Here is a 15,478-nt window from a genome sequence, read left to right as displayed (position 1 = left end):
GAATTACAGACAATGGCTATTGAGATCAAAGCCCCCTCTTTCCCGGAATCCGTTGCCGACGGCACCATTTCCAAATGGCACAAGCAACCCGGCGAAGCGGTAAAACGTGACGAGCTGCTGGTCGACATCGAGACGGACAAGGTCGTCCTCGAAGTGCTGGCCGAAGCGGACGGCGTGTTGGCTTCCATCGTCAAGGGCGAGGGCGACACCGTCCTGTCCAACGAGTTGATCGCGACCCTGGACGCAGGCGCTACGGCCTCCGCCGCGCCAGCCGCTGCCCCTGCTGCCGCCGCTCCAGCTGCCGCACCTGCTGCAGCACCGACCGCAGCTCCCGCTGCGGATGACGACGCTATCGGCGCCCCGGCTGCCCGTAAGCTGGCTGAAGAAAACGGCATCGCCCTGTCCAGCATCAAGGGCACCGGCAAAGACGGTCGTGTGACCAAGGAAGACGTCGTCGCCGCAATCGACGCGAAGAAATCCGCTCCAGCCGCTGCGCCAGCCGCCAAGCCTTCCGCCGCTCCTGCTGCCGCCCCTGTCGTGGCGGTCGGCGACCGCACCGAGAAGCGTGTGCCGATGACTCGCCTGCGTGCCAAGGTTGCCGAGCGTCTGGTCGAGGCTCAATCGACCATGGCCATGCTCACGACCTTCAACGAAGTGGACATGACCGAAGTCATGGCGCTGCGCGCGAAGTACAAGGACCTGTTCGAGAAGAGCCATAACGGTGTACGCCTGGGCTTCATGTCGTTCTTCGTCAAGGCGGCCACCGAAGCGCTGAAACGTTTCCCGGCCGTCAACGCCTCGATCGACGGGTCGGACATCGTTTACCACGGTTATGCGGACGTCGGCGTTGCCGTTTCCAGCGACCGCGGGCTGGTGGTGCCGGTGCTGCGTAACGCTGAACAGATGAGCCTGGCTGAAATCGAAGGCGGCATCGCCACCTTCGGCAAGAAAGCCCGCGACGGCAAACTGTCCATCGACGAGATGACTGGCGGTACCTTCACCATCACCAATGGTGGTACGTTCGGTTCGATGATGTCGACGCCGATCGTCAACCCACCGCAAGCGGCCATCCTGGGCATGCACAACATCGTTCAACGCCCGATGGCGATCAACGGTCAAGTGGTCATTCGCCCGATGATGTACCTGGCGCTGTCTTACGACCACCGCCTGATCGATGGTAAGGAAGCCGTGACGTTCCTCGTGACGATCAAGAACCTGCTGGAAGATCCAGCGCGTCTGTTGCTGGATATCTGATGAGGCAGCCGCACGCTGTACGCCGAACGCTTCAAGAGGGAAGCGCACGGCGTGGAGCCTGCGGCCCGTAAGTCGCATCCAATGATGCTGGCCGTGAGTCGGGTCTGACGTTTGATACGGATCAGCTCGCGGCTTGCAGCTTGAAGCTTGTAGCTAAAGGAACTTTGTTATGTCCCAGAAATTCGACGTGGTAGTGATTGGCGCGGGCCCGGGCGGTTATGTTGCCGCTATCAAGGCTGCGCAACTTGGTTTCACGACTGCCTGCATCGAGAAGTATCAGGATAAAGAGGGCAAGCTGGCCCTCGGCGGTACCTGCCTGAACGTAGGTTGCATTCCGTCCAAGGCGTTGCTGGACAGTTCCTGGAAGTTCTACGAAGCCAAGAATCAGTTCGGGGTTCATGGCATCTCCGTTTCCGGCGATGTGAAGATGGACGTGCCGGCAATGGTCGGTCGCAAGTCGCAGATCGTCAAAGGCCTGACCGGCGGCGTTGCCAGCCTGTTCAAGGCCAACGGCGTCACCTCCCTGCAAGGGCACGGCAAGCTGCTGGCCGGCAAGAAGGTCGAGCTGACCAAGCCTGACGGTAGCACCGAAGTCATCGAAGCGGACAACATCATTCTGGCGTCCGGTTCGCGTCCGATCGACATCCCGCCGGCCCCGGTCGACCAGAATGTGATCGTCGACTCCACTGGCGCCCTGGAATTCCAGGCCGTCCCTGAGCGTCTGGGCGTGATCGGCGCTGGAGTCATCGGTCTGGAGCTGGGCTCGGTCTGGTCCCGCCTGGGCTCCAAGGTCACCGTTCTGGAAGCGCTGGAGAAGTTCCTGCCGGCCGCCGACGAAGCGGTTTCCAAGGAAGCACAGAAGACCTTCACCAAGCAGGGCCTGGACATCAAGCTTGGCGCTCGCGTCACCGGCTCGAAAGTCAATGGCAACGAAGTCGAAGTCAGCTACACCGACAAGGACGGCGAGCAGAAGATCACCTTCGACCGCCTGATCGTCGCGGTCGGCCGTCGTCCGGTCACGACTGACCTGCTGGCTGCCGACAGCGGCGTCGACATCGACGAGCGCGGCTTCATCTTCGTCAACGATCAATGTGAAACCAGCGTGCCTGGCGTCTATGCGATCGGTGACGTGGTTCGTGGTCTGATGCTGGCGCACAAGGCGTCGGAAGAGGGCATCATGGTGGTCGAGCGCATCAAGGGTCACAAGACCCAGATGAACTATGACCTGATTCCTTCGGTTATCTACACTCACCCGGAAATCGCGTGGGTGGGCAAGACCGAGCAGACCTTGAAAGCCGAAGGCGTGGAAGTCAACGTCGGGCAATTCCCATTCGCGGCCAGCGGCCGTGCAATGGCAGCCAACGACACCGGCGGTTTCGTCAAGGTCATCGCCGACGCCAAGACCGACCGTGTACTGGGCGTTCACGTGATCGGCCCAGGCGCTGCGGAACTGGTTCAGCAGGGCGCTATCGGCATGGAATTCGGTACCAGCGCTGAAGACATCGGCATGATGGTCTTCTCGCACCCGACGTTGTCCGAAGCGCTGCACGAAGCAGCGCTGGCTGTGAATGGCCATGCCATCCACATCCAGAACAAGAAGAAACGCTAAGAAAAAACCACGGCGGACCGCCCGTCGCCAGTCTTGTTCGCAAGCCTGGCCGCGGAAGGTCCGTCGGACTCGAACCCCTGTCAGGCTTCGTCTCCTCACCTTGGTGAAGAGAGGGCGCTTGCCAGGGGAAGCGGTCACAGGTGGTGCGGCACGCCTGGACGGGCAGCACCGAAGCGCAGTACCTAACGAAGACGGTAAAAAGCATGAATCTTCACGAGTATCAGGGTAAGCAGCTGTTTGCTGAATACGGCCTGCCAGTATCCAAAGGCTTCGCAGTAGACACCCCGGAAGCAGCAGCAGAAGCGTGCGACAAGATCGGCGGGACCGAGTGGGTCGTCAAAGCCCAGGTTCACGCGGGCGGTCGCGGCAAGGCCGGCGGCGTCAAGCTGGTCAAGAGCAAAGAAGACGCAGCTGCGTTCGCTGCCCAATGGCTGGGCAAGCGTCTGGTCACTTACCAGACTGATGCCAACGGTCAACCGGTCACCAAGATCCTGGTTGAATCCTGCACTGACATCGCCAAAGAGCTGTACCTGGGCGCTGTAGTCGATCGTTCGAGCCGTCGTATCGTGTTCATGGCGTCCACCGAAGGTGGCGTGGACATCGAGAAAATCGCTCACGACACACCTGAGAAGATTCTCAAAGCCACTATCGACCCACTGGTCGGCGCTCAGCCATTCCAGGGCCGCGATCTGGCATTCCAGCTGGGCCTGGAAGGCAAGCAAGTTGCTCAGTTTGCCAAGATCTTCACCGGTCTGGCCAAACTGTTCCAGGACCACGATCTGGCCCTGCTGGAAGTGAACCCGCTGGTCATCAAGGCCGACGGCGATCTGCACTGCCTGGACGCCAAGATCAACATCGACGCCAACGCCATGTACCGTCAGCCCAAGCTGAAGGCGTTCCACGACCCGTCGCAGGACGATCCGCGTGAAGCCCACGCTGCCAAGTTCGAACTGAACTATGTGGCACTGGAAGGCAACATCGGCTGCATGGTCAACGGTGCCGGCCTGGCCATGGGTACCATGGACATCGTCAACCTGCACGGCGGCAAGCCAGCCAACTTCCTGGACGTTGGCGGCGGCGCGACCAAAGAGCGCGTGACCGAAGCGTTCAAGATCATCCTGTCCGACAGCAACGTCGCTGCAGTACTGGTCAACATCTTCGGCGGCATCGTTCGTTGCGACATGATTGCCGAAGGCATCATCGGCGCCGTGAAAGAAGTCGGCGTGAAAATCCCGGTTGTTGTTCGCCTTGAAGGCAACAACGCTGAGCTGGGCGCAAAAGTACTGGCAGAAAGCGGCTTGAACATCATCGCAGCTACCAGCCTGACCGACGCTGCTCAACAAGTCGTCAAAGCTGCGGAGGGCAAATAATGAGCGTCCTGATCAATAAAGACACCAAAGTCATCTGCCAGGGCTTCACCGGCTCGCAAGGTACTTTCCACTCCGAACAAGCCATTGCCTACGGCACCAAAATGGTCGGCGGCGTGACCCCAGGCAAAGGCGGCAGCACTCACCTGGGCCTGCCGGTGTTCAACACCGTCGCCGAAGCCGTCAAGGCCACCGGCGCCGACGCTTCGGTCATCTACGTTCCAGCTCCGTTCTGCAAGGACTCGATCCTGGAAGCGGCATTCGCGGGCATCAAGCTGATCGTCTGCATCACCGAAGGCATTCCTACCCTGGACATGCTGGACGCGAAGGTCAAATGCGACGAGTTGGGCGTGACCCTGATCGGGCCTAACTGCCCTGGCGTCATCACCCCGGGCGAGTGCAAGATCGGCATCATGCCAGGTCACATCCACTTGCCAGGAAAAGTCGGTATCGTTTCGCGTTCCGGCACCCTGACGTACGAAGCAGTGAAGCAGACCACTGACGCCGGTTTCGGTCAGTCCACCTGCGTCGGTATCGGTGGTGACCCCATCCCGGGCTCGAACTTCATCGACATCCTGAAGCTGTTCCAGAACGACCCGCAGACCGAAGCGATCGTCATGATCGGTGAGATTGGTGGTTCGGCCGAGGAAGAAGCGGCTGCCTACATCAAGGCAAACGTGACCAAGCCGGTCGTTTCCTACATCGCAGGTGTGACGGCGCCTCCGGGCAAGCGCATGGGCCACGCCGGTGCGATCATCTCCGGTGGTAAAGGCACTGCAGACGAGAAGTTCGCTGCGCTGCAAGACGCTGGCGTAAAAACTGTCCGTTCGCTGGCAGACATCGGCAAAGCCCTGGCTGAGCTGACCGGTTGGGAAATGAAGAAGTAAGCATCGCTTACCGATCATCGCTCGATCCACAAAGGCCACCTTCGGGTGGCCTTTGTGTTTCCAGGCATTGTGCAATGAGTGTGGCAGGAGCGCGCTTGCCCGCAATTACGGTGCATCGGGCGGCAGGGTGCCGACGGAACGGTTATAGCCGCGAGCAAACGCGCTCCGACAAGTGAATCTGCGAAATATGTAGGAAACTTCCGAAATGCGACATGAATGTGCATGCATTGGTCGATCTGCCCTGTGTTGGAGCGGCAAATAGGGTAGGCTAGCCGCCGTTTTGCTCGGCCAGCTCCCAAAAGGAGCGGTCACGCTCCTAAGGGCCTGTCTTAAAAGGATGGGCAGCATTTCCCTCGACCCATTGGGAAATCTCCTCTTAATTCCGATTCTGCAGTGTGGTTTCTTCGATGAAAGTGTTGAAAGGTCAGGACATCCTGGCGCTTGGCTTCATGACGTTCGCGTTGTTCGTGGGTGCTGGCAATATTATTTTCCCTCCTATCGTCGGCCTTCAGGCCGGTCCTCATGTGTGGATGGCGGCGCTGGGCTTTCTGGTGACTGCCGTGGGCCTGCCGGTCGTCACGGTCATTGCGTTGGCCAAGGTGGGAGGCGCGATGGACGCGCTCAGCAGCCCCATCGGTAACGTGGCGGGCACGGTGCTCGCTGCCGTGTGCTATCTCTCGGTGGGGCCTTTGTTCGCGACGCCGCGCACAGCGACCGTTTCGTTCGAAGTGGGCCTTGCACCGCTGACCGGCGAGAGCTCGTTGGCCTTGTTTCTCTACAGCCTTGTCTATTTCCTGCTGGTGTTCTGGATCTCGCTGTATCCGGGCCGGTTGCTCGACACCGTGGGGCGCTTCCTGGCACCGCTCAAGATCATCGCACTGGCAGTGCTCGGGATTGCCGCATTTGCGCTGCCCGCAGGCGACGTCGGCACGGCGCAACCGGCCTATGTCGCCGCGCCGTTTTCCCAGGGTTTCATCAACGGTTACCTGACGATGGATACGCTCGGTGCGTTAGTGTTCGGCATCGTCATCGTCAACGCCATTCGCTCGAGGGGCGTGGATTCTGCGCGGTTGATCACGCGCTACGCCATCATCGCCGGGCTGATCGCCGGGGTCGGCCTGGCGCTGGTCTACATCAGTCTGTTCCGCCTTGGCTCGGGGAGCCATGCCGTGGCGGCTGGCGCGACCAATGGCGCGGCGGTGCTGCATGCCTACGTGCAGCATACCTTCGGCTCAATGGGCAGCGGCTTTCTGGCTGTCCTGATTTCGCTGGCGTGCCTGGTCACCGCGGTTGGCTTGACGTGCGCCTGCGCAGAGTATTTCAGCCGCTTGTTGCCGTTGTCGTATAAGACGCTGGTAGTGCTTCTGGCTGGCTTCTCGCTGCTGGTCTCTAACTTGGGGCTGACGAATCTGATCCATTTCTCGATTCCCGTCCTGACCGCCATCTATCCACCTTGCATCGCCTTGGTCGCGCTTAGCTTCTGCAAAGCGTTCTGGCATGCTCAAGGCCGGATTGTCGCGCCTGTGATGGCCGTGTCACTGGTGTTCGGAATGGTGGATGCAGTGAAGGGGGCAGGGCTCGACGCCTACTTGCCGGACGTGATGGCCCATCTGCCTCTGAGCGACCAGGGGCTGGCCTGGCTGGTGCCATCGTTGATCACGCTGTTCGCTGCGTTCGTGATTGATCGCGTCATTGGCAAGCGTGGCGAGGCATTGGCTTGAGCGTGATGCACTAAAAAATAAAGCCCGACGAGTCGGGCTTTATTTTTTTGAAACTTTGGAACTTACGGCTTAGTTGTCGCAGGCGCTTGTTCGTTCGCTTCTTTCGCGCGCTCTTGAGCGGCTTCAGCGTTCTTTTGCGCAGCTTCCTGACTTTCCTTGGCCGCGTCGTTCACTTTTTCTTGAGCCTTTTGCATCGACTCTTGGGATTGCTGGGCAGCCTTGTTCGCATCCTGTTGTTTGTCTTCGGATTTCTTGTCACAGGCAGCGAGGCCCAGGGTGGCAGAGAGCATCAGGGCAATGGCTAAAGTCTTACGCATGGGGTGTTTCTCCTTATTGATCATCAACGTGCCTTCGAACGCGGTCGCGTTAAATTGGTTCCATTTTTAGTGTGAATTAACAGCGCATTTCTTCAGACTCGACACGCCATCTTGTAGGAGGTATCTGATGAAACGTTTTTGCGCTTGTTGCAGTTCCAAACGTTTGCGTTAACGCCGCTAGTTGCTCGCGAAGATTCGACGCTCGTCGCTTCGGTCCCCTTGAAATCCACTGTTTCGACCCCACCTTCATGACAACCCGCCGTCCGGCCCTGTGCTGTCGGGTTCTTGGGGCGGCCCCCTATTCGTGTGGACTGATTGGAGTTTGATGACCATGAGTGTGGAAACTCAAAAGGAAACCCTGGGCTTCCAGACCGAGGTGAAGCAGCTGCTGCACCTCATGATCCATTCGCTGTATTCGAACAAGGAAATTTTCCTCCGCGAGCTGATTTCCAACGCCTCTGACGCGGTGGACAAGCTGCGCTTCGAGGCGCTCTCCAAGCCCGAGTTGCTCGAAGGCGGCGCTGAGCTGAAGATCCGCGTGAGCTTCGACAAGGCTGCCAAGACCGTCACTCTGGAAGACAACGGCATCGGCATGAACCGCGATGACGTCATCACGCACCTGGGTACGATCGCGAAATCCGGTACCGCCGATTTCATGAAAAATCTCACGGGCGATCAGAAAAAGGATTCGCACCTGATCGGCCAGTTCGGTGTGGGGTTCTATTCAGCGTTCATCGTGGCCGACAAGGTCGACGTCTTCAGCCGTCGCGCCGGCACCGACGCAAGCGAAGGTGTTCACTGGTCGTCTCGGGGCGAGGGTGAGTTCGAGGTGGCGACGGTCGAGAAGGCCGAGCGCGGCACCCGCATCGTGTTGCACCTGAAGAGCGGTGAAGACGAATTCGCCGACGGCTATCGCCTGCGTAACATCATCAAGAAATATTCTGACCACATCGCTTTGCCGATCGAGTTGCCCAAAGAGCAGGTTGCCGTTGAAGGCGAGCCTGAGCCCGCGCAAGAGTGGGAAACCGTCAACCGCGCAAGCGCCCTGTGGACCCGCCCTCGTACCGAAGTGAAGGATGAGGAGTACCAGGAGTTCTACAAGCACATCGCCCATGACTTCGAAAACCCGCTGAGCTGGAGCCACAACAAGGTCGAGGGCAAGCTGGAGTACAACTCGCTGTTGTATGTACCGGCGCGTGCGCCGTTCGACCTGTACCAGCGCGAAGCGCCACGGGGCTTGAAGCTCTATGTGCAGCGTGTGTTCGTCATGGACCAGGCCGAGTCGTTCCTGCCGTTGTACCTGCGTTTCATCAAAGGCGTTGTGGATTCCAACGATCTGTCGTTGAACGTTTCCCGCGAGATCCTGCAAAAGGACCCGATCATCGATTCGATGAAGTCGGCCCTGACCAAGCGTGTGCTGGACATGCTGGAGAAACTGGCCAAGAACCAGCCGGAGGACTACAAAGGCTTCTGGAAAAACTTCGGTCAAGTCATGAAGGAAGGTCCGGCCGAAGATTTCGCCAACAAGGAAAAGATCGCCGGGCTGCTGCGCTTCGCCTCGACCTCCGACGACAGCGGCGAACAGAGCGTTGCGCTGGCCGATTATCTCGGCCGCGCCAAGGAAGGTCAGGACAAGATCTACTACCTCACCGGTGAAAGCTACGCGCAGGTCAAGAACAGTCCGCACCTGGAAGTCTTCCGCAAGAAGGGCATCGAAGTGTTGCTGCTGACCGATCGTATCGACGAATGGTTGATGAGCTACCTCAGCGACTTTGACGGCAAAGGCTTCGTCGATGTGGCCCGCGGTGACCTGGATCTCGGCAAGCTGGACTCGGAAGAGGACAAGAAGGCCCAGGAAGAAATTGCCAAGGACAAAGAGGGTTTGATCGAGCGCCTGAAGACTGCACTAGGCGACGCCGTCAGCGAAGTGCGTGTTTCCCATCGCCTGACCGATTCGCCTGCGATTCTGGCCATTGGTGAGCAGGATCTGGGCCTGCAGATGCGTCAGATCCTGGAAGCCAGCGGGCAAAAGGTTCCGGATTCCAAGCCCATCTTCGAATTCAACCCGACGCATCCGCTCATCGACAAACTGGACAACGAACAGAGCGAAGACCGCTTCGGCGAGCTGTCGCACATCCTGTTCGATCAGGCGGCGCTGGCTGCGGGCGACAGCTTGAAGGATCCGGCCGCTTACGTGCGCCGTTTGAACAAGTTGTTGGTCGAGCTTTCGGCTTAACATTGAAACCCGCCAAAACCCGCTTCGGCGGGTTTTGTCATTTGATCTAGCCATTTTCAGTAGCAGGAGTCAGCAATGAACGACGTGACCGTGCAGTCCTTGGTGTACGCGATTGATGGGCAAAACTACGAAAGCCGGCTGGTGTTCAGTCCAGGCGCGAAAGCCTTGCCCGGCTTGGTGATGGCGCCCAACTGGATGGGGGTCAGCGAAGACGCTGAGGAAATTGCCAAGCAAGTGGCCAGTAAAGGCTACGTGGTGCTGTTGGCGGACTTGTATGGGCAGAACGTACGCCCCACCAACGCCGATCAAGCCATGGCCGCCATGCTGCCTTTGAAAAATGATCGTGGGCTGCTGAACAAGCGTATGCGTACCGCCCTCGATCAGCTCACCACGCAGTCGGTGGCGGCCGTCGATACCGGTCGCCTGGCGACATTCGGCTTCTGCTTTGGCGGCTGCTGTGCCCTGGAGTTGGCCCGCACCGGCGCGCCGTTGAAGGCTGCGGTGTCGTTCCATGGCACGCTGGATACCACCCACCCGGCGGATGCGAAGAACATCCAGGGCAAGGTACTGGTGCTGCACGGTGCGTCCGACCCGTTGGTGCCAAAGGAACAATTGCCGGCGTTCGAAGCGGAAATGAACGCAGCGAAGGTCGACTGGCAACTGCTGAGCTACGGCGGGGCGTTTCATTCCTTCACCGACCCACATGCCAACAACCCGGGGGTGCAGATGTATAACCCAACCGTTTCCAAGCGTGCTTTCACCGCGATGCATAACCTGCTGGATGAAGTCTTCGCCCATTGAGAGGCGCCCGCTGTAGCGGCGTCCTACCGCCGCCGTAGCGGCACGGCTCGCCAACGGTGGCACCCTGAAGGTCGCTGCCATCGGCGAGCGGTGCGGCTGCAGGGTCCCCGTCGTTGCCGTCAGCTCATCTGCGAGCGGGCGGCAGTTCGATCCGTTCGATTTCTCCGGGCACCGTCGGCCAGTCACCCACCGCCCATTTGGCCCTTGCCTGATCGATGAGCGCCTGATCACTGGCAACGAAGTTCCAGTTCATCCGCCGCGGGCCGTCCAGTGGCGCGCCACCGATGAGTACCGCGTGGGATTCTTCATTGGCACACAAGACGGGCTCCGCGTCTGCTTCCAGCACCACCAGAGTTCGAAGGGGAACCGGTTCGCCATCCAGTGCCATGTCGCCGTCGATTACGTACAGAGCGCGCTGCTCATGCTCGGTCGGAATCAGCAAAGTGGTGGCGGCTTGCATCTTCAGTTCGGCGTAGAGCGTCGGCGACAACACCGGGACGGGAGAGGCGAGGCAAAAACCGGTGCCCGCGATCATGCGCAGGGTAATGCCCATAGCGTCGCTCACCGGCAAACTGCTAGCGGGGTGGTGGCTGTAGTGACCGGCCCCTTGCTCATGGGCCTTTGGGGATGCCAGCCAGACCTGCAAGCCGTGCAAGCGAGACCCGCTCTGCAGCAGGTCGGGCGGGGTGCGTTCGATATGGGCAATGGCGCTGCCCGCCGTCATCCAGCTGACATCGCCTGGCTTGACGCGTTGATCGCTGCCGAGGCTGTCCTTGTGCTGGATTTCGCCTTCGAACAGGTAGGTCAAGGTCGACAGCCCGATATGGGGATGCTGACGGATGTCCATTCCGCTTTCTGGCGCGTATGTGGTTTTCAGCATGTGGTCGAAAAACACGAAGGGTCCGACGCTGCGGCATTGGGCGCTCGGCAGGGGACGCAGGATCGGCTGCCCTTCGACGTCTTCGGCGCGGGGTTTTATGGTCAGCATTTCATGGCTCTCGTGGGACGTATGTGCAGCATACAAGGCACAGGAACATCCGTCTGGTCCGCGTGTGCTCAGGCTGCGCGCCACTCATCGCGTGGGAAGTCGAATGGTTGCGCCATCTGCCGATGGAGGCGCACATCAGTCCACGTCGCTGCTCGCCCTTGAGTCGTCAATGGGGATCACCGGGGCAGTGGTCAGGGCAATAAAAAAGGCGCCTCGAAAGGCGCCTTCTTCATTGACGGGCCGCGCAGGGGGCGACAATCACTTGCCGGTCCAGCGCTTCATCACCAAGGTCGCATTGGTGCCGCCGAAGCCGAAGCTGTTGCTCATGACCAGGTTGATGTCCGCATTTTCGCGGGTCTTGGTCAGGATCGGCAGGTCAGCCACTTCGGGGTCCAGTTCGTCGATGTTCGCCGAACCGGCCATGAAGTTGCCTTCCATCATCAGCATGCAGTAGATCGCTTCGTGAACGCCTGCGGCGCCCAGGGAGTGACCCGACAGGCTCTTGGTGGAGCTGATGGCCGGTGCGTTGGCACCGAACACTTCACGCACGCCTTTCATCTCCGCGACGTCGCCGACCGGGGTCGAGGTGCCGTGGGTGTTCAGGTAGTCGATGGTGCCGTCGACGGTAGACAGTGCCTGCTGCATGCAGCGGATGGCGCCTTCGCCGCTTGGCGCGACCATGTCGTAACCGTCGGAGGTCGCACCGTAGCCGACCAGCTCGGCGTAGATCTTGGCGCCACGGGCCAAAGCGTGCTCCAGTTCTTCGACGACGACCATTCCGCCACCGCCTGCAATCACGAAACCGTCACGGTCGGCATCGTAGGCGCGAGACGCCTTCTCAGGGGTCTCGTTGCGCTTGCTGGACAACGCGCCCATGGCGTCGAACAGGAACGACTGGCTCCAATGCTCCTCTTCACCGCCACCGGCGAAGACGATGTCCTGCTTGCCCATCTGAATCTGTTCCATCGCCGTCCCGATGCAGTGTGCACTGGTGGCGCAAGCCGAGGCGATGGAGTAGTTCAGGCCTTTGATCTTGAACGGCGTCGCCAAGCAGGCCGACACGGTGCTGCTCATGGTGCGGGTCACGCGGTAAGGGCCGACGCGCTTCACGCCTTTTTCGCGCAGGATGTCCAGCGCTTCCATCTGGTTCAGGGTCGAAGCACCGCCCGACCCGGCGATGAGGCCGGTGCGTACGTTGGACACCTGGTCTTCGGTCAGGCCGGAATCCTTGACCGCCTGCTCCATCGCCAGGTAGGCATAGGCAGCGGCATGGCCGACGAAGCGATAGACCTTGCGATCGATCAGTTCTTCCAGGTTCAGGTCGATGGAGCCGGACACCTGGCTGCGCAGGCCCATTTCCTTGTATTCCGGGTTGAAGCGGATGCCCGGGCGGCTCTTACGCAGGTTTTCGGAGACGGTCTCTTTGTCATTGCCCAAGCAGGAAACAATGCCCAGACCGGTGATAACGACACGGCGCATGCGAATACCCTTAGAAATCGTCAGTGGAGGTGAAGACGCCGACGCGAAGGCCTTCGGCGGTGTAGATTTCGCGACCGTCCACGGCCACGGAACCGTCGGCGATGGCCAGGTTCAGCTTGCCTTTGAGGACGCGCTTGATGTGGATGTTGTAGGTGACCTTTTTCGCGGTCGGGAGGACCTGGCCGAAGAATTTCACTTCGCCCGAGCCCAGCGCACGGCCGCGGCCCGGCAGACCTTGCCAGCCCAGATAGAAACCGACCAGTTGCCACATGGCGTCGAGGCCCAGGCAGCCCGGCATCACCGGATCGCCTTCGAAGTGACAGCCGAAGAACCACAGGTCTGGAGTGATATCCAGTTCGGCGACCAATTCACCTTTGCCGAACTTGCCGCCTTCCTGGCTGATGTGGGTAATGCGGTCCATCATCAGCATGTTGGGGGCGGGCAGTTGCGCGTTACCCGGGCCGAACAGCTCGCCGCGGCTACAGCGCAGCAAGTCTTCCCGGGTAAAGGCGTTTTGTTTGGTCATGCGAGCTCCTCGATAATCCTGTGCGGCTGGGTGTGGCTTATGTTTGACCCAATCTGGCCAGCGGGTTTCCCCGGCGCTGGCAGCCTACCCATAGACTATTGCGTTGTAGTGAAAGTCACAGCACAAGTGAAATGAATGTACACCTGTACACTGAAATCGTCCGTCCGCGCGGCTGCACGGGTCGATCACGGCACACAAGACTGCCGCAATTTATCATTTATCGCCAGTCGCAGATGCCTTAATGGTCAGCCAGCGCTGCAAAACCTGCTGTAAATCAGTGCGTTTGAAGGGTTTGGCCAGGTAATCGTTCATTCCCGCCTGCAGACACAGATCCCGATCGCCATGCCGGGCGTTGGCCGTGAGCGCAATGATGGGCAGGCTCTCCAGTCCTGGCAGTGCCCGGATCCGGCGTGTCGCTTCATAGCCGTCCATGACCGGCAGGCGGCAATCCATCAGAATCAACGCATATTTTTCCTTGCTGGCCATGCTGACTGCCTGTGCCCCGTCACCGGCCACGCTGACCTGCAGCCCCAGGCTACGCAACATCGCCTCGACCACGGTGCGGTTGACGGGGTTGTCTTCGACCAGCAGAACGCTGCTGTCGCCTTCTTGCGGCAGCTCGCCCACTGCACCTGGCGGAGGGGAAGGGTCTTCTTGAGCCACGCGCAGCAGCGGAATTCGCAGCGTGAACACCGAACCGATGCCCTCGCTGCTCTGTGCCAGCAACGAGCCGCCCATGCGTTCGGCCAGGTTACGGGCGATGGGCAGCCCAAGTCCCGTACCTCCGTAACGTCTTGAAATGGAATTGTCCGCCTGTTGAAACGCGTCGAACATCGATTCAAGCAACTGCGCCGAAATACCGATGCCGCTGTCCCGCACGGCGCAAGTGAAGAGGACATGTTGACTGTCCGTCTGCTGCCAGGCGGTTTCGACCCTCACGCTGCCGAATTCGGTGAATTTCAACGCGTTGCCGATGAGGTTGACCAGTATCTGTCTGATCCGGGTCGGATCGCCTTTGACGCGCAGCAGATTCATGCCTGGAGGCAAATCCAGCTCCAGCGCGAGACCGCGCTGTTGCGCGTTGTGGGCAAATGCCTGCACGGACGTGGCGATCAGGTCCGCCAGGTTGAAGGAGATATTCTCCAACTCGAGGGCATCCCGTTCGAACCGGGAGAAGTCCAGAATATCGTTGATCACGCGCAGCAGATGCTCGGTGGACTCGGTGGCCAGTGCCGCGTACTCGGCCTGCTCCTCGGTCATTCGAGTCGTTTCCATGAGCTGGAGCATTCCCAGCACGCCGTTCATCGGGGTGCGCAACTCGTGGCTCATCATCGCCAGAAATTCCGACTTCGCATTGTTCGCGCGCTCGGCTTCCTCACGGGTCCTGATCAGTTCGTCCATGGCTTTTTTCTGCTCGCGGCTGGCTTTTTCCAGGCCCAGCGCGAGGTTGTTGATGTGGCGCGCCAGGTCACCCAGCTCGGCGTCGTCCGCAACGGGTAGGGGTACGGTGTAATCGCCATGCTGAATGCCTTTGACAGCATCGCTCATGGCACTGATGGGTTGGGACAGGCTCAGGGACAAGCGGCGCGCCAGGATGTAGGTAAACAGAAGCGCGAACAGGGCGAGAATGCCGGCCTTGAGCAGAATCTCCTGCTCCCTGATGTTGAACGCATCACTGGACATGCCGACCAAGACGCGGCCCAGGTAATCTTCGACCGGGACGCTGGTGAGATCATCGAGCTCATCCGCCGGTTTGACCCGTTGCAGGCGTATAGGCGCCTGGAACACCTCCAGTTGGCGTGAGTGCGTGGAGTCGGTCGCCTGCTCGACATGGACCAGTACCTTGCCCGTGCTGTCCTGAACCTCAAGAAAGCGCACATGCGGCGTGCTCATGGTGGCCTTCATCAGGCTCTCCAGCACGTCCTCGTTGCCCACGATGACGCCGTATTCGGAGGCAGGTGCCAGCTGGTTGGCAATCAATTGCCCCGTGTGGGTCAGTTCCTGACGCAGGTCCTGAATGCGCACCACGGTAAAAAAGCTGATCAGCAACAGGGTCAACAGCAAGGCCGGACCGAGGCTGAGGATTTGCGTGCGGGTGCTGATGTTCCAGCCGCGTTGCGCCGTCAAAGCCGGACTCCCGAGGTCAAGGGTGTCTCACAGGTCATCGTGGGTACGATTCTCATTGAAAGCGCTCTTACGATAGCTCATCGGCGGCGGGGTGGAATTTTCACTCGGAGCGCGCATCTTAACCGAGCCGTCGGGATTTTCCTCGTGAAGAGTAGGGTGCTTGCTA

At 59.9% G+C, this 15,478-nt stretch carries 12 protein-coding genes; 7 read left to right on the top strand and 5 right to left on the bottom strand.

Annotation, left to right across the window (positions count from 1 at the left end):
* Window positions 1-12: 12 nt before the first annotated feature.
* The 5 genes from odhB (at window position 13) to brnQ (ending at window position 6,838) form a co-directional block, all read left to right on the top strand.
* The gene (gene odhB, locus DBP26_RS17320) at window positions 13-1,254 is read left to right on the top strand and encodes a 2-oxoglutarate dehydrogenase complex dihydrolipoyllysine-residue succinyltransferase (RefSeq protein ID WP_108238736.1); all 1,242 of its coding nucleotides are present in this window, start codon (window positions 13-15) and stop codon (window positions 1,252-1,254) included.
* Between the two features lie 169 nt (window positions 1,255-1,423).
* The gene (lpdA, locus tag DBP26_RS17315) at window positions 1,424-2,863 is read left to right on the top strand and encodes a dihydrolipoyl dehydrogenase (RefSeq protein ID WP_108238735.1); all 1,440 of its coding nucleotides are present in this window, start codon (window positions 1,424-1,426) and stop codon (window positions 2,861-2,863) included.
* 203 nt (window positions 2,864-3,066) lie between these two features.
* Complete coding sequence (gene sucC, locus DBP26_RS17310) at window positions 3,067-4,233, top strand: ADP-forming succinate--CoA ligase subunit beta (RefSeq protein WP_108238734.1); 1,167 nt, start codon at window positions 3,067-3,069, stop codon at window positions 4,231-4,233.
* Window positions 4,233-5,117: a succinate--CoA ligase subunit alpha gene (gene sucD / locus DBP26_RS17305; RefSeq protein ID WP_108238733.1), complete on the top strand. Its 885-nt coding sequence runs from the start codon at window positions 4,233-4,235 to the stop codon at window positions 5,115-5,117. Before sucC ends, sucD begins: the two co-directional genes overlap by 1 nt.
* Window positions 5,118-5,524: 407 nt before the next feature.
* Window positions 5,525-6,838 carry a branched-chain amino acid transport system II carrier protein gene (gene brnQ / locus DBP26_RS17300; protein WP_108238732.1) on the top strand — a complete coding sequence of 438 codons (1,314 nt, stop codon included), beginning with the start codon at window positions 5,525-5,527 and terminating at the stop codon, window positions 6,836-6,838.
* 62 nt (window positions 6,839-6,900) lie between these two features.
* Here the strand turns inward: brnQ and DBP26_RS17295 are convergent, their stop codons facing one another.
* Window positions 6,901-7,155: a hypothetical protein gene (locus tag DBP26_RS17295; RefSeq protein ID WP_108238731.1), complete on the bottom strand. Its 255-nt coding sequence runs from the start codon at window positions 7,153-7,155 to the stop codon at window positions 6,901-6,903.
* A gap of 331 nt (window positions 7,156-7,486) precedes the next feature.
* On the opposite strand from DBP26_RS17295, the gene htpG reads away from it, so the two are divergent.
* Window positions 7,487-9,391 carry a molecular chaperone HtpG gene (htpG, locus tag DBP26_RS17290; RefSeq protein WP_108238768.1) on the top strand — a complete coding sequence of 635 codons (1,905 nt, stop codon included), beginning with the start codon at window positions 7,487-7,489 and terminating at the stop codon, window positions 9,389-9,391.
* 75 nt (window positions 9,392-9,466) lie between these two features.
* Window positions 9,467-10,192 carry a dienelactone hydrolase family protein gene (locus tag DBP26_RS17285; RefSeq protein WP_108238730.1) on the top strand — a complete coding sequence of 242 codons (726 nt, stop codon included), beginning with the start codon at window positions 9,467-9,469 and terminating at the stop codon, window positions 10,190-10,192.
* 124 nt (window positions 10,193-10,316) lie between these two features.
* Here the strand turns inward: DBP26_RS17285 and DBP26_RS17280 are convergent, their stop codons facing one another.
* From DBP26_RS17280 to DBP26_RS17265, 4 genes are all read right to left on the bottom strand, one after another.
* Window positions 10,317-11,180, bottom strand: a complete 864-nt coding sequence (locus DBP26_RS17280; protein ID WP_108238729.1) for a pirin family protein — start codon at window positions 11,178-11,180, stop codon at window positions 10,317-10,319.
* Window positions 11,181-11,438: 258 nt separating this feature from the next.
* Window positions 11,439-12,659, bottom strand: a complete 1,221-nt coding sequence (gene fabB / locus DBP26_RS17275; protein WP_108238728.1) for a beta-ketoacyl-ACP synthase I — start codon at window positions 12,657-12,659, stop codon at window positions 11,439-11,441.
* Between the two features lie 10 nt (window positions 12,660-12,669).
* Window positions 12,670-13,185, bottom strand: a complete 516-nt coding sequence (fabA, locus tag DBP26_RS17270; RefSeq protein ID WP_108238727.1) for a 3-hydroxyacyl-[acyl-carrier-protein] dehydratase FabA — start codon at window positions 13,183-13,185, stop codon at window positions 12,670-12,672.
* A 213-nt stretch (window positions 13,186-13,398) separates the two neighbouring features.
* Window positions 13,399-15,312, bottom strand: coding sequence for a response regulator (locus tag DBP26_RS17265; protein WP_108238726.1), 1,914 nt, complete (start codon window positions 15,310-15,312; stop codon window positions 13,399-13,401).
* Window positions 15,313-15,478 lie beyond the last annotated feature (166 nt).

The organism is Pseudomonas sp. RIT409 (assembly GCF_003052515.2).
Taxonomy (GTDB): Bacteria; Pseudomonadota; Gammaproteobacteria; order Pseudomonadales; family Pseudomonadaceae; genus Aquipseudomonas.
The sequence above is the reverse complement of the archived record's forward strand: the minus strand, read 5'-3'. Positions and strand labels throughout refer to the sequence as shown.